The 17,789-nt window shown below is 51.3% G+C and carries 15 protein-coding genes and 1 pseudogene; 1 reads left to right on the top strand and 15 read right to left on the bottom strand.

The annotated features are described in order from the left end of the window. Positions 1-8 precede the first annotated feature (8 nt). From B5F07_RS11420 to B5F07_RS11490, 15 genes are all read right to left on the bottom strand, one after another. Complete coding sequence (locus B5F07_RS11420) at positions 9-965, bottom strand: ABC transporter permease (RefSeq protein ID WP_087161409.1); 957 nt, start codon at positions 963-965, stop codon at positions 9-11. Between the two features lie 15 nt (positions 966-980). After that, positions 981-2,639 (bottom strand): extracellular solute-binding protein, encoded by a 1,659-nt coding sequence (locus tag B5F07_RS11425; RefSeq protein ID WP_087161410.1) that lies wholly within the window; start codon positions 2,637-2,639, stop codon positions 981-983. Positions 2,640-2,795: 156 nt separating this feature from the next. Beyond that, positions 2,796-4,388: a response regulator gene (locus B5F07_RS11430; RefSeq protein WP_087161411.1), complete on the bottom strand. Its 1,593-nt coding sequence runs from the start codon at positions 4,386-4,388 to the stop codon at positions 2,796-2,798. Then, a complete protein-coding gene (locus B5F07_RS11435; RefSeq protein WP_087161412.1) occupies positions 4,363-6,183 on the bottom strand; it encodes a sensor histidine kinase in 1,821 nt (606 codons plus the stop codon). Before B5F07_RS11435 ends, B5F07_RS11430 begins: the two co-directional genes overlap by 26 nt. A 36-nt stretch (positions 6,184-6,219) precedes the next feature. Beyond that, positions 6,220-6,474 (bottom strand): DUF6171 family protein, encoded by a 255-nt coding sequence (locus B5F07_RS11440; RefSeq protein ID WP_087161413.1) that lies wholly within the window; start codon positions 6,472-6,474, stop codon positions 6,220-6,222. 1 nt (position 6,475) lies between these two features. Beyond that, on the bottom strand, positions 6,476-8,002 hold the full coding sequence (locus B5F07_RS11445; protein ID WP_087161414.1) for an alpha-N-arabinofuranosidase: 1,527 nt from the start codon (positions 8,000-8,002) through the stop codon (positions 6,476-6,478). Positions 8,003-8,265: 263 nt separating this feature from the next. Further along, positions 8,266-8,922: a V-type ATP synthase subunit D gene (locus B5F07_RS11450; RefSeq protein ID WP_087161415.1), complete on the bottom strand. Its 657-nt coding sequence runs from the start codon at positions 8,920-8,922 to the stop codon at positions 8,266-8,268. A gap of 106 nt (positions 8,923-9,028) precedes the next feature. Next, positions 9,029-10,411 (bottom strand): V-type ATP synthase subunit B, encoded by a 1,383-nt coding sequence (locus B5F07_RS11455; protein WP_087161416.1) that lies wholly within the window; start codon positions 10,409-10,411, stop codon positions 9,029-9,031. Further along, the gene (locus tag B5F07_RS11460; protein ID WP_087161417.1) at positions 10,412-12,178 is read right to left on the bottom strand and encodes a V-type ATP synthase subunit A; all 1,767 of its coding nucleotides are present in this window, start codon (positions 12,176-12,178) and stop codon (positions 10,412-10,414) included. Then, a complete protein-coding gene (locus B5F07_RS11465) occupies positions 12,178-12,501 on the bottom strand; it encodes a V-type ATP synthase subunit F (protein WP_087161418.1) in 324 nt (107 codons plus the stop codon). The genes B5F07_RS11460 and B5F07_RS11465 overlap by 1 nt, the downstream gene beginning before the upstream one ends. Then, entirely contained in the window at positions 12,494-13,465 is a 972-nt protein-coding gene (locus tag B5F07_RS11470; RefSeq protein WP_087161419.1) for a V0D/AC39 family V-type ATPase subunit, read from the bottom strand. Before B5F07_RS11470 ends, B5F07_RS11465 begins: the two co-directional genes overlap by 8 nt. Before the next feature lie 27 nt (positions 13,466-13,492). Next, positions 13,493-14,086 carry a V-type ATP synthase subunit E gene (locus B5F07_RS11475; protein WP_087161420.1) on the bottom strand — a complete coding sequence of 198 codons (594 nt, stop codon included), beginning with the start codon at positions 14,084-14,086 and terminating at the stop codon, positions 13,493-13,495. A gap of 12 nt (positions 14,087-14,098) precedes the next feature. Next, positions 14,099-14,575: a V-type ATP synthase subunit K gene (locus tag B5F07_RS11480; RefSeq protein ID WP_087161421.1), complete on the bottom strand. Its 477-nt coding sequence runs from the start codon at positions 14,573-14,575 to the stop codon at positions 14,099-14,101. Continuing rightward, complete coding sequence (locus tag B5F07_RS11485) at positions 14,572-16,593, bottom strand: V-type ATP synthase subunit I (RefSeq protein ID WP_087161422.1); 2,022 nt, start codon at positions 16,591-16,593, stop codon at positions 14,572-14,574. Before B5F07_RS11485 ends, B5F07_RS11480 begins: the two co-directional genes overlap by 4 nt. Before the next feature lie 79 nt (positions 16,594-16,672). Further along, positions 16,673-16,981, bottom strand: coding sequence for an MqnA/MqnD/SBP family protein (locus B5F07_RS11490; protein WP_087161423.1), 309 nt, complete (start codon positions 16,979-16,981; stop codon positions 16,673-16,675). 522 nt (positions 16,982-17,503) lie between these two features. Between B5F07_RS11490 and B5F07_RS11495 the strand changes: the two are divergent. After that, positions 17,504-17,789 (top strand): annotated as a pseudogene (locus B5F07_RS11495) (hypothetical protein); the annotation flags it as partial.

Here is a 17,789-nt window from a genome sequence, read left to right on the forward strand (position 1 = left end):
ATTCCTCCTTAAAACAGCCGTTCGTCGCCATTATGTTTTGCAATCTGATTCGCGATCACGATCAGAATGATGCTTACAACACTCTTGAATATTCCTGCAGCCGTACCAAGAGAGAAGTCGCCCTGGCTGATGCCCCAGTTCAGCACATAGATATCAATGGTCTGGGATACACTCTGCACAAGTCCGTTTCCGAGCAGGTACTGGATCTCAAATCCCGCGTTGAGCACATTTCCCACATTCATCAGCAGCAGGATCATAATCGTCGGCCGGATTCCCGGAAGTGTAACGTTTTTGATCTTCGCCCATCTTCCGGCACCGTCGATCGAAGCCGCCTCATAAAGAGACGGATCAATGGAAGTAATCGCCGCCAGATAGATGATCGCGTTCCAGCCTGTTTCCTTCCACACATTCGCAAATGCAACGATCGGCCAGAAATACTGCTTATGCGCAAAGAAGTTAATGGGTTGGTCTATGATATTCAGGTTCACCAGAATTTCATTGACAATACCGGTTCCGGAGAGCATATCATGAAGGATACCGGTCACAATGATCCAGGAAAGGAAATGGGGCAGATAGGAAATCGTCTGTACAACCTTTTTCCCTCCTTTTGTCCGCACCTCATTGAGCAGGATCGCAAAGGCGATCGCCGCAACAAAGGTCACTGCCAGGTTGATCACTCCCATGGCAAGGGTATTCCGGATCACCCGGAGAAATGTGGCATCGGAAAAAAGCTGCTGGAACTTTTCCAGTCCGATAAATGCGGAGTGAAAAAGCCCGTCCTTCGGCTTATAATCCTGAAACGCCATCACCCAACCCCCGAGGGGCAGATAGTAGAAGATCACACCGTAGATCACGATCACCGCTGACCAGATGAGAAGGGCTTTCTGTTTTTTTACTTCCTTCCAACTCAGTTTCACCGGTGCCTCCACGACGGTCTGCTTTTTTTTCTTTGACAGAAAAGCCATGTCTACACCTCATTTCTATTCATATTTTGCCGCTTCTTCTATCCTCCGGTCGAGTTCTGCCTGCATCTCATCGAGAAACGCCTGGGGATCACAGTCTTCGTATACATCCATATACTCGTCCCACGCTTCCTCAAAGTCCGGAGCCATAACGACTCTCGGAAGATATTCATGCTTGATCTCGCCCATCTTCGTCCATGCCACACCGCCCGGCGTGCTCGTCGTCATCGTATTGGAGTAGGAATACATCGGATACCATGGTCCGGGTGCCTCATTTGTCCCGAGCATATCTACATATGTCTCACAGCCGTAAGCTTCAAAGCATCTCTGCACTGCGGAATTCAGGCTGTCGAAGAACTCTCCCGGCTGCTCTTCCGGCTTCATGGCGTTGATTCCGTCGTCGCTGGTTCCGTTATACTGCGGGAAATAGGAATAGGTACAGATGTGTGACGCCTTGTATGCCGTGTCCGCGGCCTGTGTGCGCTGTTCCTCCGTGCGGTAGAACAGGCCGTCGTCGCCTACTTCATAATCGGTTCCCTCTACGCCCCAGAATCTGAGGTCATGGATCTCCTGACTGAGAAGATCGTCGATAAACTGGAGAGCGCCCTCCACATCATCACAGCTTGTACTGATACCGAGTCCGCTTCCCACATTCAGAACACCGCCGGAATTATGCCACTGATTCCGGATTCCCTCATCAATCGTAATCGGAAGAGGCACGTAGCTGCATCCCTTCTCGTCAAGTCCCTGCTGTTTCAGGGAATCATTCACACTGTACGCGAAGTTCCACCACTGGTCGACCATTCCCAGAACACGTCCCGTGGACAGCTTGGCGATATATTCGTCATATGTCTGTGTAAAAGATTCCGGATCCACGATGCCTTTCTGATACTCATCGTTCAGTTTCTCAAAATACCTCTTTGCTGTCGGCGTCGTATTGTAGTCAATGATCTTCAGTTCTTCAGGGTCCACAATCACCGAGCCGTCGTTGGGATATCCGTCCAGGAACTGGGGCGCATTCTCAAGGCAGTAATATCTCCAGTCCTCACAGAGGATCGTGTACGCGATATTCTCTGTTCCGTCCTCCATCGTCGGATTTGCCTCGACATAGCTTTCCAACAGATCAAAATACTGATCCAGTGTATGTACCTCCGGATATCCGGCCCACTCCAGGACTCTTGTCTGGATCCAAAACGCCTCATCGTTGTGGGTAGTGGACTTTTCCTCGCCTTTAATATTCTGGAACTGGTTGATCCAGTAGATATGGCCGTCATCCTGGCGGAGTTTATCCCACTCCTCCTCTGTGTAATAGTTCTTGATATTGGGATAGTCGTCCAGGTACTCATCCAACGGAACGAACGCTCCTGCTTCATAGAGCTGTCCCGCTGCATCCCCACCGTCAATAAAATCCGGATATTCTCCGCCGGCGATCAGGGTTCCCACTGCCTCGGACGCCGTCTGTCCGGTCAGCCAGGTCTCTTTTACCCTGACTCCTGTCTTCTCTGCAATGATCTGTTGGATTTCATTATCGTCGTTGATCTCTGACCCGGGAACTGCGAAAAATGCGGTAAATTCTTTGACTCCGTCCTCATTTTTCGACTCTCCGCTGCATCCTCCAAGGAGTGACACCGCCATGACACCTGCCAGGATCATCCCGGCTGCACATTTTTTCTTCATCAACATTTCCTCCTCTTTATTCTTGATGATTCTATTTTATTCTCCCGGCGTTTTTTTACAATCTGACAAAATATTTGAAAAGGCAGGACAAATTATAGGCCTGCAATTTGTCCTGCCTTTTTTCTTTCCATCTCCGGATCTGTCGGATTATCCTCCTTATTTGTCTGTATTTCCCGCCTGCTTCCGGTACTTTGCCGGAGTACACCCCTTGATTTCGATGAATCTGTTCACAAAATAGTCCAGATCGTGGTATCCCGCCTTCTCGGCGATCTGGTAGATCTTGTCCTCCGTCCGCAGAAGCATCTGCGCCGCCTGTTCGATCCTGTAATGGTTCAGGTAATCCCGGAATGATTTCCCGTATTTCTTCCGGAAAAGCTGTCCGAGATATGCGCTGTTCAGATAATACTTGTTTCCAAGTTCTTTCAGCGTCAGATTTTCCGCGTACCGCTCCCGAATTTCTTTTTCTATCTTACCGAGAATCCCTCTTGAAGCATTTTTCCTCATTTGCATCAGATAATCCCCATATTCACATGCCACTCTGCAGAGATGCGCCTTGCTTCCCCGCAGAACTCCTGATTCAAAGGTGCCTTCGCTGATCGTCCTGAGCACCTCCTCCTGATTGACCGTATCATCCTGTTCCGCCGCCAGATGGATCAGTTGGAAAAGCAGGTAGTTGATATTCAGCTTCATGATGTCCCCTGACATTCCGCGCTGCCGCATTTCCTCAAAGAACAGATCCGCTCCCTTCATGATCTGTGCATGATCATTCTGCTCGATCGCCCGGAGCAGGAAGTCCAGACTGTTTTTGCACAGGACCACTCCGTCCGTATGGACCTGCACTTCTTCCTCATAGAAATAGATCTGCTTTTTTTCCCGGAATCCCTGAAATGAACGGAGCATGCGGGCTGTACTGTAAGACTTCGCGATATCGCCCAGGTTTTTCACTTCTTTCCCGCAGATCATGACTACCGGCATATCGAGCACGCCGCAGAGGTATGCCAGGAAATCAGAAAGGTACTTCTTCTCCCCCGTATTCTCCCACATATACCCGCAGAGGATAAAGCCGGTGTCATAGATTTTTTCATGGCGCGACACGTCCATGATGCAGTGGGTCCAGTCTTCCTGGAGGTATTCCAGACATGCGCGATACAGCCTCTTCTGTTCCGCGCTTTTCTCTTCATCCCCTCTCTCGAGCCAGTCCGGCATATCAATCAGGATCTCAATGTACCGCACTTTTTCCGAAAGCCGCATATGTTTTCCCGCATAATCCAGATCCGACTCGTCATATTTCCCCTGGATGACGGCGATCAGCTTCCGGTCGAGATAAGAACCCTCCAACTTTTTTGTCTCTTTTGTTTTCTCGATCTCTGCACTGTACATTTTCCGGATCTTCCTGAGTACCTGGAGGAGCTTCTCCTTTTCCACGGGTTTCAGGATATAATCGGTGCAGGAATACTGGATCGCTTCCTGCGCATAACCAAAATCCGCGTATCCGCTGAGGATGACAAACTGGACGCTGCTGTTCCTTTCTGATGAACGCACCCGTTTCAGCAGCTCCAGTCCGTCCATAACAGGCATATTGATGTCCGCCAGAATCAGATCCACCCGGTTGTTCTCAAAATATGAAAGGGCCTCTGCCCCGTCAGACACAGCCGCCGCGATCTCGAAGCCTTCCTTCTCCCAGTTTACCAGTTTTTCCATTCCCTGAAGTATGAATGGCTCATCATCCACCAATAGAACTTTCAGCATGATCCCTTTTTCCTCCCTTTCCCTCAGACCGGGACTTCTGTGTATCATCATAGGGAATCCGGATCAGGACCGAGACTCCCATTCCTTCCTCCGCGCTCACCTCAAACTCCGCATGACCGTCTGATGCCATCTTCAATCTCAGACACGCATTCACGATCCCTACACTCTTCTCATTTTCAAGCATCTCGATGCTGGCGCTGTTCATACGTGCCTGCATCTTCTCCGATTCCTCCCCTGACATACCTTCCCCGGTATCCTCAACCTCAATGCAGAGTTTTTCTTTTTCCCGGAAGACACGGACAAAAACCCATCCCGGAGCCGGTTTGCACTCAATTCCATGCACACATGCATTCTCTGCAAACGTGACGATCGTAAGCTTGGGAATCCGCTGCGCAAGGCAGTCCTCCTCCACATCCAGGTCATAGGACAGCCTGTCTCCGAAACGGTACTGCTGCAGATCCAGATAATTCCTGACATTTTCCATCTCCCCTGCAACCTCGATGAGATCCTCTCCCCAGTCTACATACTGTCTCTGCATAACGGCCAGCTTTTCGACCATGTCCGCGGTTGTAATCTCCCTGCGGAGTATGCTGTGCATCCGGATACTCTCCAGGGCGTTAAAAAGGAAATGCGGATTGATCTGGCTGCGCAGAGCCAGAAGCTCTGCCTTCTGCCTCGCCACCGTCATCTCCTGTTCCCGGATCCGGTTCTTGTACACAATTCCGACAAGCATGCGAATACGCGCAGCCATCTTATTGTAGCTGCGCATCAGATCACCGATCTCATCTGCGGCGGAAACATCTTCAATCTCAACAAGATTCTCATCTTCTGTATTCTGGAATATTTCCCGGAGCCTGGATATTCTTTCCGTCAGGGACCGGTTCAGGATCAGGATCAGCAGGATCGGAAGAATCAGGTTCACCAGGATGAGCAGAAGGAAAAGAGGCACTGCGTCCAGCAGTTCCCTCTGCAGATCCGTCACCGGAGCGAGGACGGCAATATCCAGCGCCGCGCCGTAAATACTGCTCTCCTCGGAATATTTTACCTGAGCCTCTGCGCCGAACTTCTCATACGGTTTTGCAATACTGACATCAGCTCTGTTTGAAAAAATCACACGGTCATTCCAGAGGACATACACCGGCATATCATAGTTCATATTATTCAAAGACTGTGCCATATCCGTATAATTCAACTCAATCTTCAGCACTTTTTCCCTCTCTCCGCCGAAATAATTCATATTCCTTACAAAATAGACATGGCGCTGCAGATTTTCCGTACCCACTTCGGATTCATAATCAAAATAGAGAAGCTGATCCGCACCTGAGCCGATCAGTTCCCTGTACCACATACTGTCCTGGACCTGTTCAATGCTGCGTACTGTTCCCCCGCTCACCACAGAATCATTGTCCGTATAAAGGGTTATCACAGAATTTCCCGTCATATCCCCGCTATTAAACAACGTATCCTTGAAAAACTGCTGATAATGGAGTACATAATCCAGAGGATCGGCGTATTCCCGCTCAAGGAACTCGTCGATATAACTGTTGGTATAGATGCTCTTTGCCACCCGCGAGACACTGTCCACATCATAAAAAATCTGGTAGCGTACCGCTTCCGCGATATCTTCCATCTCCGAACTCTGAAGCTGCTGTTCTGTGTGGAAGACCGTATATATGATCGCCCCGTCTGTCAGGAACAGGGGGATCAGCATACAGAAAATATAGACCAGAAGCATCTTCTTTCTGATCGTAAGATCATCTGTAAAATTCAGCAGTTTATCAAGGATTCTTTTCATGTGACGTTCTGCCCCCGTTTCTCTTTCTTCCTTCCGCTACCATCTCTTCCGGGAAAGCGGGCAGTGCCTCACCCGGACCGCCGCCCTCATTTCCACGAAACATCCACATTCCCTGCACATTCCGTTCAGCAGGCTGCTGCACTGTCTGCACTTTGCAAGCCTGTTTTCATACTCGGTCCGTTCCGTTTTTTCATCTTCCGGAAGATTCCTGATGTAAAGATACATATTTTCATAAAATTCCTTTTCCGGCATATCCCGGAGGAGACATTTTCTGCATTTCATATTATACATTTTACTCTGGATCGACCGCAAGATGGACAACACTGCATGCCGGGATGGTAAACAGAAATCCGTTTTCTGCAGGTGTTACAGAATTAAATTGCGTGATTCTGACACACTCCGGATCCTCAAAAGTATTCTTTGCATGCATTTCACTGACAAGTATCTCTCCCCGAATCTTTCCCAGTCTGTAGTTTCCGGCGTCTTGTTCCATAACAGTCGACACATTCACTGCTCTTTCTGCCGACAGATTGGTCATGGTGATATGTATTACCCCGTTATTATCCACCGACACCGATTCCGTCAGTTCCGGCACCCTCCATTCATCAGGACCGGTCATGTCTGTCCTGAGGCTGCTATCCAGAAGCTGTGCGTCCTGATGGTATTTATACATGTCAAACACATGATATGTCGGGGTTTTCACCATCTGCGCCCCCTCCGTCAGAAGCACTGCCTGAAGGACATTTACCATCTGGGCGAGATTTGCCATGCGGACCCTGTCACAGTGTTTATTGAAGATATTGAGGGTAATTCCCGCAACAAGGGCATCCCTCATCGTGTTCTGCTGATAGAGAAATCCCGGATTTGTTCCCGGTTCGCAGGTGTACCATGCTCCCCACTCGTCCACAACAAGAGCCGTCTTTTTTTCCGGATCGAACTCATCCATGATCTCCGCATGACGGGTGATCAGTTCATCCATATAAAGTGCCTTGCTCAGCGTTTTATACCATACTTCCGTATCAAATTCTGTGGCGCTTCCCTTGATTTCCCCGCCTTCCGGATAAACATAATAGTGAAGGGACAGACCGTCCATGAACCCGCGGTCCGAGTCTCCATGGCGGTTATAGCAGACTGAAAGCACCTTGCGCGTCCAGTCATAATCGTCTCCGGCCGGGCCGCAGCAGATCTTCTGCAGTCTGCGGTCTTTCTGATAGTCATGGACAAAAGTCTGATACCTGCGGTACTCATTAGCATAGTACTCCGGATGCATGTTGCCGCCGCATCCCCAGTTTTCATTTCCGATGCCGAAGAAATCCACCTTCCAGGGCTCTTTTCTTCCATTTTCCGCACGCATCTGCGCCATCGGTGAGATACCGTCAAAGGTCATATACTCCACCCATTCTGCCATCTCCTGTACGGTCCCGCTTCCGAGATTTCCATTAATATACGCTTTACAATCGAGCTGTCGACAGAGTTCAAAAAATTCATGTGTGCCAAAGCTGTTATCTTCTACAACGCCGCCCCAGTTTGTATTAATAATCTTCTTTCTTTTTTCCTTCGGTCCCACTCCGTCCATCCAATGATATTCATCGGCGAAGCAGCCACCCGGCCAGCGCAGCACCGGCACACGGATCCTGCGGAGAGCCTGAACCACATCCGAGCGCATTCCGTTTACATTTTCGATATCCGGATCATTCCCGACATAAATCCCACCGTAAATACATCTTCCCAGATGTTCCGAAAAATGTCCATATATTTCTCTGCTGATCCTGCTCTTTTTTTTGAACGGATCGATCTTCAGTTCAGCTGTTCCAGCCATAAAAGTATCCTCCTTTTCTGCAGTATTACCCGTTTTTTTATATATTACAGAAAAAAAAGGCACGGGTAACCGGATAAATTATAGTAAATACCATTGTAAAGCATGAATCTTTTATCCGGCCGGCAGGCATGTTTCAGGCTGAAAACAGGAAAGTGTTCTCTGTTGATGACTGTTTCTGTAATTTTTGACTCTAAAATTTTCGGGGGACGCACCGGCGCTCACGAGCCGTCTGCCTCCCCTGTTCATATCTTAATCCTCTTTTCCTATTTTTCCCTATAATGATGCGCATCCTCAAGCATCATATCCTTCACCTTCATCAGGCGTATCTGCGTACTCCGCTCATTTTCATCCAGTTTCATGGAAATATACCGGATACTCTCCTCCGTCTCCGGTATGATCACATGTTCCAGTGCATTTACCCTCCGCCTGGTGCGCTCGATCTCCGCCGCCATAAGCTGGCACGCCTTCTCGCACTCGGCGAGCCGGATCATATCCGGCAGGATGTCAGCCAGGGATTTCACCGCGCCGTCCAGATCCCCGGACGTGAAGGCAAATCCGTAGGAATAGATATCGTTCTCATCCGCCGTCCTGGTCTTATATTCAAACGCCGGGATCTCCACGCTCATCACATTCTTCTCCTCTACTTCAAGCTGCACTTCCTGCTTCGGCGCCATGAGCGCCGTATTCAGTACAGCTTCGGACATTCCCGCTCTGGCAAGCACAAAATTCCGGTTTGCCGAACGGATGCCCGCCTCCACTTTCTTGCGAAGGTTCATGTTCTCCCGCACAAGATCCAGATACTGCCGCATCAGTTCATCCCGCTTGTCCTTGAGCAGCTTGTGGCCGCGGACAGCCGTTGTCCGTTTCTTTTTCAGCCTGGTCAGCTCCATACGGGTGGGATTCACATGTTTCGCCGCCACCTGCGTCACCTCCTTTACCGGACTTCCGGGACAGTCCCACTCCGCTTACGCTTCGGGGACAGTCTTCTTCCGGTCCTTCCGGACTTCCGGGACAGTCCCGCTCCGCTTATGCTTCGGGGACAGTCCCGTAGTACATGTCTAAATATTTGTCGTCGATTCGTTTCAGTTCGGTCCGCGGCAGCATCCGCAGGAGTTTCCAGCCGATGTCCAGAGTTTCCTCGATACTGCGGTCGGTATTATACCCCTGGGATACGTATTCTTTTTCGAATGCGTCAGCGAATCTGGCGTACATCAGGTCGATCTCTGTCAGAGCCGCTTCCCCCAGAATCACCATGAGTTCCTTGGCGTCTTTTCCGCGGGCATAGGCGGCGAAGAGCTGGTTCATGGTATTGGAGTGGTCTGCCCGTGTCTTGCCCTCACCGATTCCCTTATCCTTCAGACGGGACAGGGACGGCAGCACATCGATGGGCGGTGTAATGCCCTTCCGGTAAAGCTCACGGCTCAGGATAATCTGCCCCTCTGTGATATAGCCGGTCAGGTCCGGGATCGGATGGGTCTTGTCATCCTCGGGCATAGTCAGAATGGGGATCATGGTGATACTTCCCTTCTTTCCTTTCTGCCTTCCGGCTCTCTCGTAGATAGAAGCCAGGTCCGTGTACATATATCCCGGATAACCGCGGCGTCCGGGCACTTCCTTTCTCGCCGCCGAGACTTCACGCAGAGCGTCCGCATAGTTGGTAATGTCCGTGAGGATGACGAGCACATGCATCTCTTTTTCAAATGCAAGATACTCTGCCGCTGTCAGCGCCATCTTCGGCGTGGCAATACGCTCGATGGCAGGGTCATTTGCCAGGTTCACAAAGAGAACGGTGCGGTCAAGAGCCCCTGTCTCGCGGAAGCTCTCGATAAAGAAGTTGGACTCCTCAAACGTGATACCCATGGCTGCAAATACAACGGCAAAGCTCTCGTCCGTCCCCAGCACTTTCGCCTGTCTGGCGATCTGCGCCGCAAGCTGCGCATGGGGCAGTCCGGATGCGGAGAAGATGGGAAGCTTCTGTCCGCGGACAAGAGTGTTCAGGCCGTCAATGGCGGAAACTCCTGTCTGGATAAACTCCTCCGGGTAACTTCTTGCCGCCGGATTCATAGGCAGGCCGTTGACGTCCAGCCTGGCTTCCGGCAGGATCTCCGGGCCCTCGTCGATGGGGCGTCCCAGCCCGTCGAACACGCGCCCCAGCATGTCTTCCGAAACGCCGAGTTCCATGCTTCTTCCCAGGAAACGCACTTTGCTGTTGGACAGGTTGATCCCCGCAGAACTCTCGAACAGCTGAACCAGGACATCGCTTCCGTCTACTTCCAGTACTTTGCAGCGGCGCGTCTCTCCACCAGCCAGTTCAATCTCTCCCAGTTCATCGTAAGTCACGCCCTCCACACCGCGCACAAGCATCAGCGGACCGGCAACTTCCTGTATGGTTCTGTACTCTTTTGGCATTTACCGCTCCCCCTTTCCGAATGCTTCGGCAATCTGGGCGTCCAGATTTTCATTCACCTTCGCATATTCTGTATCCAGTTCGTCTTCTCTGACATATTTGAAACGTCCGATCTGCTCCCTCACCGGCATACTGATCAGCTTCTGCAGGGACGCGCCCTTTGAGAGTGCCTCAGATGCCCTCTCATAGAATGCGTTCACAAGAAGCATCATCATATGCTGCTTTTTCAGCGACGTGTAAGTGTCGATCTCATGGAAGGAGTTCTGATGCAGGAAGTCCTCGCGGATGGACCTTGCCGCCTCCATCTTCAGGCGGTCGCCCGGCGAGAGGGCATCCATGCCGACCATCTTCACGATCTCTTCTAGTTCCGCCTCTTCCTGAAGAAGCGTCATCATTTTCTGGCGTCCTTCCATCCAGTCCGGCGCCACTTCCCTGTTGAACCATTTCTCCATATCATCCAGATACAGGGAATAGCTGTTCAGCCAGTTGATGGCAGGGAAATGTCTCTTGTATGCCAGCTCGGAATCCAGTCCCCAGAATACCTTTACAATCCGCAGGGTTGCCTGGGATACCGGCTCGGACGTATCGCCTCCCGGAGGAGATACTGCGCCGATCACCGAGAGCGCCCCTTCTCTTCCTTCTTTTCCCAGAGAAATCACATGCCCCGCGCGCTCATAGAACTGGGCCAGACGGCTTCCCAGATAGGCGGGATAGCCCTCCTCGCCGGGCATTTCCTCCAGCCGTCCCGACATCTCCCGGAGAGCCTCCGCCCAGCGGGACGTGGAGTCTGCCATCAGAGCTACGGAATATCCCATATCCCGGAAATACTCTGCGATCGTGATTCCCGTATAGATGGAGGCCTCGCGGGCCGCCACCGGCATATCGGAAGTGTTCGCAATCAGCACCGTCCGCTGCATCAGAGGCTGTCCCGTCTTGGGGTCTTTCAGCTCCGGGAACTCATTGAGCACGTCCGTCATCTCATTTCCCCGCTCGCCGCAGCCGATGTAGACGACGATATCCGCTTCCGCCCACTTTGCAAGCTGATGCTGGATCACGGTCTTACCGCTTCCGAAGGGACCCGGCACCGCCGCCACTCCGCCTTTCGCAATGGGGAAAAATGTATCAATCACCCGCTGTCCTGTGACAAGGGGCATCTCCGGCGGAAGTTTCTTCTTGTAGGGACGCCCCCGGCGCACCGGCCATTTCTGCATCAGGGTCAGTTCTTTATCCCCTTCCGCTGTCTCCACCACGGCGACGACTTCCTCCACCGTGAATTCTCCGGAGCGGATTTCTTTGATCTTTCCCCTGATCCCGTAGGGAACCATAATCTTCTGCTGCACCAGGACGGTCTCCTGCACGGTTCCGATCACATCCCCCGCTTCTACTTCATCTCCCACAGCGGCATTGGGCACGAACTCCCACTTCAGATCCCGTTTCAGAGAGGGAACTTCCACGCCGCGTTTTAAATTGTTGCCTGATATTTTCATAATGTCGTCCAAAGGTCTCTGGATTCCGTCATAGATACTTGTGATGAGCCCCGGCCCCAGCTCCACGGACATGGGAACTCCCATGGACTCCACCGGTTCCCCCGGGCCTAACCCGGAGGTCTCTTCATATACCTGGATCGACGCCTGATCCCCGTGCATCTCAATGATCTCACCGATAAGCCTGTGCCTGCTCACACGGACCACGTCGAACATATTCGCATCACGCATGCCCTCCGCGATGACCAGAGGGCCCGCGACTTTCTTAATCACTCCTGTGCTCATTAGCTTACTCCTCCAAACAAAATGTCCGAACCGACCGCCTGCTCCACGGTCTTCTTCACGCCTTCCACGCCGGATCCCGTGTTCCCGGATACTCCCGGAATCCGGATCACGGCAGGAAGCGTCCTCTCACGATATTCCTCGATCTCCGCCTCGATCTGCGCCGCCGCTGCCTCGGTAATGTAGATAATCCCATACCCTTCTGCGGCTGCCTTCAGAAATGTTTCGCGGATCTCCTCCCCGGTCCTGACAGGGCAGATGTCAAGACCTAACGTGGCGAAACCGTATATACTGTCGTAATCGCCGATCACTGCAATCTTATACATACATCTCCCTTATCCTTTCCCGGATCGCATCGTCCGGGAAACCGTTCTGTTTCCCGGTCAGAATAATCCGAACCGTCTTGATCTCGTTCTGCCTGCCTGTCAGATAACCCAGAAGCGGTCCCACGGAAAATGTCTGGTACTTCTGGGGTTTCATTATCTCCGTCATCCGGTCGTCGCACCACCGCTCAAATGCGGACGGTGACTCTTTTAAAGCTTCCGCCCCTCCCGCATAAGCCGTGCCTGCAAGATACCGGCTGATCTCATCCTCTCCCGCAAGCGCCGCCCGGATCAGCTGTTCCGTGCTGATGCTCCGGCAGGGTGCCATGGCGCGCTGCATGAATTCCGCAGTTTTTCCTGTCTTCCGGGCGCGCACGGCGATACGGATATCTGCGATGGCAACGGTTGTGTCCGCATAGTCCCTTATAATAGGTTCGCCGCTCTTTTCGCCTGCCTCGAAGACAGCCTCAAGCGCCGCCCGGTCGATGAGCACGTCGCAGAGCTGTCCGTCTCCCGTGTGCAGAAGCGTCTCAAAAGCCTCCTGCGCCGCCCCCGGCATGTTCCCCGGAAGCCTGGAAAACTCTTTGTTCTCCACGATCTTCAGCATCTCCTGCCCCGGAATCGAACAGTCCTCATAGAAAATGTGTTCCCCCGGCGCTCCGGTGCAGGCTTTCTTCACCGCTGCTTTTAAATTATGGTACAGCTTCGGATACGACAGCACATCGAAAAGATGTATGTCCGGCGCCACATCACGAATGACTTCCCATGCCTTCTCTTCCTCCCGGTTCAGGAGCGAATCCATATCTTCATCCGCAGCCCCGCTGCCCCATCCTTTTTCCTTTACAAACTGCAGTGCCTGCTCTGCCGTAGGACACGCCAGGATCTGTTCGATCACCGCATCGGTAAACAACGCATTTTCCAACGCCCGAATCCTCGCCACCGCGTAAGTATATTTTGTGTCACTCAAGATTACCCCTCCTTACGCTTTTTCGCTCTATCCGAACAGCATCCGGTTCACTTTATCTGACAGTTCTTCCCTCTTCGAGCCGAACAGTGCCTTTATCGTACAGTTTTCTTCAATTCCTCCGTACCGGAGAAGAAATCCTCCGTCAATATCCGCCGCCTCCCGGGAAACTGTAAGTTTCCCTCCTTTATCTGCGGCCGCTTTCTGTATTTTCTCCGGAAAATCTCCCGGCATCCTCTCCAGATCCGCACCGGAAAAGCAGATCTCTCCCTCCTGGGGAAGGACGTATTTTTCAAGAGCCTTTTCAAGCAGTTCAAAATACTCCTGCGCATCCATTTTCCTCACACTCTCATATGCCCGGTCAATCACGCTGCGGATTACTTCCTGCTTTGCGGCAAGAACCGCCTGCTTTTTCTTCATGTCCCTGGATGAGGCATTTCGCTTTTCCTGCTCTGCCGCATCCCGCTTTGCCTTTGCCAGAATTGTATCCGCACCGGCAGAAGCTTCCTCCCGGGCAGTCTGCATTATTTTTTCCGCCTCTTTTTCCGCTTCGGAAATGATCTCCTGTGCAGAGTGGTTGGCTTCCTCGAGGATGCGGGCTTTCATTTTATCCAGTCCACTCATAGTCCGTTCCTCCTATACCTGAATTCCGGTTACAGAAAGGAATGAGATCAGAAGCGCCAGAATCGCATAGGTCTCAACCATCGCCGGGAAGAGCATTGCCTTTGCAAACTGATCCGGCTTCTTTGCTATAATGCCGATAGATGCCGCAGCGGTCTTTCCCTGCGCGATTGCGGAGAGGAGCCCCACCACGCCGATGGGCAGGCACGCCGCAAGAATCAGAAGTCCTGTCGATACGGACAGATCCGCAAGACCGCCGCCCAGCACGCCGATCTTGGAAAGTGTGATGAATCCGATCAGCAGCCCGTAGAGTCCCTGAGTACCCGGAAGCAGCTGGATGATAAGCACCTTTGCAAATTTGCCGGGGTCTTCCGTCACAACTCCTGCCGCCGCCTGGCCTGCGATACCGACGCCGATTGCCGATCCTGTTCCCGATAAGAGCACAGCCACCGCTGCACCGAGTAATGCGTAAACAATTCCTAATTCACTCATAATAATGTTTCCTCCTTGACTTCTGCATATTTTGTATTCTCTTTAAACGGATGGAACGGCCTGCCGCCGCCATCATAAAACTTCCCGAAAAATTCCACGAACTGCAGACGGTTCGTGTGGACGTAGGCGCCCAGAAGGTTGATCGCCAGGTTCATGGCATGCCCCACGATAAAAATAATGATAAACAGGATCACGCCGATCACGTTATTGGGAAGCATGCTTGCCATCTGGTTGATGACCGATGCGATTACCCCGGTTGCAAGTCCCAGTGCCAGCAGACGCGAGTAGGACAGCACATCACTGAGCCAACCTGTTACGTTGTACAGATCATAGGCTCCCAGTGCCAGCCGCAGCGCCGGATTTTTCTTATCCCTTCCGGACATCAGCACGATCCCGACAGCACCCGCCGCTGCCAGCACCGCCGCCAATGTATTCACCCAATCCGGGAACAGGATCTCCATCTGGGCGATGGATGCGAAAAGGCTGCTTGGCAGGAACAGCAGTATCAGTCCCACAAGAAGCATGAACCATAGCACCACATCACAGAAGAAATCCATAATCTTCCCGTCTTTGATACACAGATACCCTTTGATCCCCAGTCCGGTAAACAGATGGATCAGCCCGAACAGTAGGGAAAAGAGCAGCAGTTTCATAGGCTCATTCAGCGGCACAAACCACAGCGCAGGGGGCGTAACCGTCACCCCGAAAAATTTTTCCGATACAATATCCACAATATTTCCGAAATATCCTCCGAACAGGATTCCCCACACCACTGTGGAGATTCCGCAGTAGAGGAAAAGTTTCAGTGATTTCTTCATCCCCGGCGACATCCGCGGGTACTTCCACACCAGTATGCCGCATACCACCGCCACAATCAGTCCGTATGCCGCATCCGAAAGCATCATTCCGAAAAAGAACACGTAGAAAAATGACATGACAGATGTGGGATCAATCTCTCCTTTTGAGGGGAGCCCGTAGGACTCGACCACACTCTCCATACTCGCGGAAAACGGATTGTTCTTCAAAATGACCGGAGCTTCCTCATCCTCTTTCAGATCCTCCGTCTCCACCTGACAGTCATATTTTTCCGTAAGATAGCTCTCAACCTGTCCCGCTTCACACGCCGGGACATATCCGCTGAGGACAAATGTCCTCTCCGACTGGGGAATCTCGCCGAGCACAGCGTATTTGTCCGCCCTTACCCGGTAATAGTCCGCCAGAATCTTAATCTCCTCCCGCCTTGCGGCAAATGAGCGGATCATCTCTTCCACATCCGCCATCCGGCTGCGGTTTTCCGCAATCTGCTGTTCCAGATACGCTTTCTGCGCTTCGGGAGTACGCTCCCATGTCTGGGATGGTCTCGCAAATCCGGCGCTTCTGAGCGCTTCTTCCACCGCGGCTGCATCCTCTTTCATACAGATCACGGCAAGGTACACTGTGCTCTGTTCTGAAGAAATTATCTCCACGTCCACCCCCTCTGTCCCGGGGCACTGCTCTGACAGGACGCCGTACACATCGTCTGCCGCCGTTCCTCCCGGCATGGTTCCGGGAATCATTACCGTCCGTTTTGTCTCTGTGTTTCTGAGAGGCACTCCGAGGGCAAGCCAGGGCCGCAGACTCTCGATGCTGTTTTCAATCTTTGCAATCTCGGATTTCCTCTCTGCATATTCCCTGTCCAGACTGCAGATCTTTTTTACTGTCTTTAAAAGTTCGCTTTTCTCCTCCTGAACTCTCCTGCCTTTTTCCGTTCCCACCAGAAGCTTTCCCTCCAGGGACGCAAACATGGATTTCTTCTCCGGCGCGTACCTCTCCAGGATCTCAATCGCCTGGTCTGCCAGGGCTGCCGCCTTCTCAAATCCGGCTCTCTGCTGGGCGGTATCCATCTTATCAAAGCCTTCTTCCGTCTCCGGGATGCCGCTGATCTCCATTACTCCAAGACTCTGGAGCTTTTCCAGGATTGCTTTCCGGTCTCTCTTTAAGGCGCAGACAGTCATTCTCTGCATCTTAAGTACCGACATGATTTCATCCCTCCTTTTTTCTCGCTGATGTGCAGTGTCCTCTGTATTGATACAGAACTCCACTGCATAGAGTCAGGGTTCAGACCAGTTGGGAAAGGATTATCTCAACCGCCGCCTGTTCTTTCGCCTGCACAGACTGCTTCAGCTCATTTACATAACTTTCCAGATCTTTCTGTGCCTGCTCCTCTGCCTGCAGACCTTTGGCACGGACAGCCTCTCCCATCTCTTTTGCACGCTCCGAGGCATTCTGCAGAATTTCTTTTTTCTGTCTGTCCGCCTCTTCCCGCGCCTCTTCCAGAATCGTGCGGCTCTTCTCCTGCGCGGATTTCACGATCTCATCCGCCTGTTTTTCTGTCTCCTTAATGGTCCGGATCGTCTCTTCCACCATGGCTTTCTTCCACCACCTTTCACTCCCACACAATATTTGTCAGATTTCATCTCCTTAGTTTTTCCAATAAGATCAACTTCATACAGTCTGTCTGGTTATAAATCGGTTTAACTTCTTAACACAATCTTAACATGTGAGTATAGTGCCATTATATATCAGCCCGGCATTTTTTTCAAAGAATTTATCGCCCTTATTTGTCAGAAAATTTCTTTTATTATAGTTGATTATACAGATATTTTCCATGTATTCTGAAAAACCTCAACAAGTTCTTAATGGGAAATCATTTTCGTCGAATCTCCATCTGGTTTTTTCATACACTGTGTGCTAGTATGTATTCAAAGCATTATTATTTCTGATATATTTCATCTTATCTGCGGAGCTTTCCGTATCAAAGATTCTATGATCAAAAGAAATCTCAATGCTTTTATATCCCATTGACACAGCAGCGAGGTTTCTGGTTGAAAGAAAAAGAGACAGGCGGAGAAGCCTCCTGCGCATTTATTATTAAAAAGGAGGAACTCTATGCAGACAAAAGAAAACACCGCATCTGTCACACCAAACCGGACATATAAGTCCCGGATCTTTATCATGATCTTTGGAGATGAGAAGAATTTGCTGGAACTTTATAATGCCATGACTGGAAAACATTACACAGATCCGAAACTGCTCACGATCAACACCCTGGACAATGCCATTTATATGTCGATGAAGAATGATCTTTCATTCCTGATCGATTCCCGGCTGTCCCTGTATGAGCATCAGTCCACATACAGCCCGAACCTTCCTCTGAGATTTCTTCTTTATCTCT

Source organism: Lachnoclostridium sp. An169 (assembly GCF_002160525.1).
GTDB lineage: Bacteria > Bacillota > Clostridia > Lachnospirales > Lachnospiraceae > Mediterraneibacter > Mediterraneibacter cottocaccae.

Bases quoted from the DNA above. Each gene is read 5' to 3' on its own strand.
- B5F07_RS11465 (WP_087161418.1), bottom strand. From the start codon at position 12,501: ATGTATAAGATTGCAGTGATCGGCGATTACGACAGTATATACGGTTTC.
- B5F07_RS11445 (WP_087161414.1), bottom strand. From the start codon at position 8,002: ATGGCTGGAACAGCTGAACTGAAGATCGATCCGTTCAAAAAAAAGAGC.
- B5F07_RS11460 (WP_087161417.1), bottom strand. From the start codon at position 12,178: ATGAGCACAGGAGTGATTAAGAAAGTCGCGGGCCCTCTGGTCATCGCG.
- B5F07_RS11475 (WP_087161420.1), bottom strand. From the start codon at position 14,086: ATGAGTGGACTGGATAAAATGAAAGCCCGCATCCTCGAGGAAGCCAAC.
- B5F07_RS11485 (WP_087161422.1), bottom strand. From the start codon at position 16,593: ATGTCGGTACTTAAGATGCAGAGAATGACTGTCTGCGCCTTAAAGAGA.
- B5F07_RS11420 (WP_087161409.1), bottom strand. From the start codon at position 965: ATGGCTTTTCTGTCAAAGAAAAAAAAGCAGACCGTCGTGGAGGCACCG.
- B5F07_RS11490 (WP_087161423.1), bottom strand. From the start codon at position 16,981: ATGGTGGAAGAGACGATCCGGACCATTAAGGAGACAGAAAAACAGGCG.
- B5F07_RS11440 (WP_087161413.1), bottom strand. From the start codon at position 6,474: ATGTATAATATGAAATGCAGAAAATGTCTCCTCCGGGATATGCCGGAA.
- B5F07_RS11430 (WP_087161411.1), bottom strand. From the start codon at position 4,388: ATGCTGAAAGTTCTATTGGTGGATGATGAGCCATTCATACTTCAGGGA.
- B5F07_RS11425 (WP_087161410.1), bottom strand. From the start codon at position 2,639: ATGAAGAAAAAATGTGCAGCCGGGATGATCCTGGCAGGTGTCATGGCG.
- B5F07_RS11455 (WP_087161416.1), bottom strand. From the start codon at position 10,411: ATGCCAAAAGAGTACAGAACCATACAGGAAGTTGCCGGTCCGCTGATG.
- B5F07_RS11435 (WP_087161412.1), bottom strand. From the start codon at position 6,183: ATGAAAAGAATCCTTGATAAACTGCTGAATTTTACAGATGATCTTACG.
- B5F07_RS11480 (WP_087161421.1), bottom strand. From the start codon at position 14,575: ATGAGTGAATTAGGAATTGTTTACGCATTACTCGGTGCAGCGGTGGCT.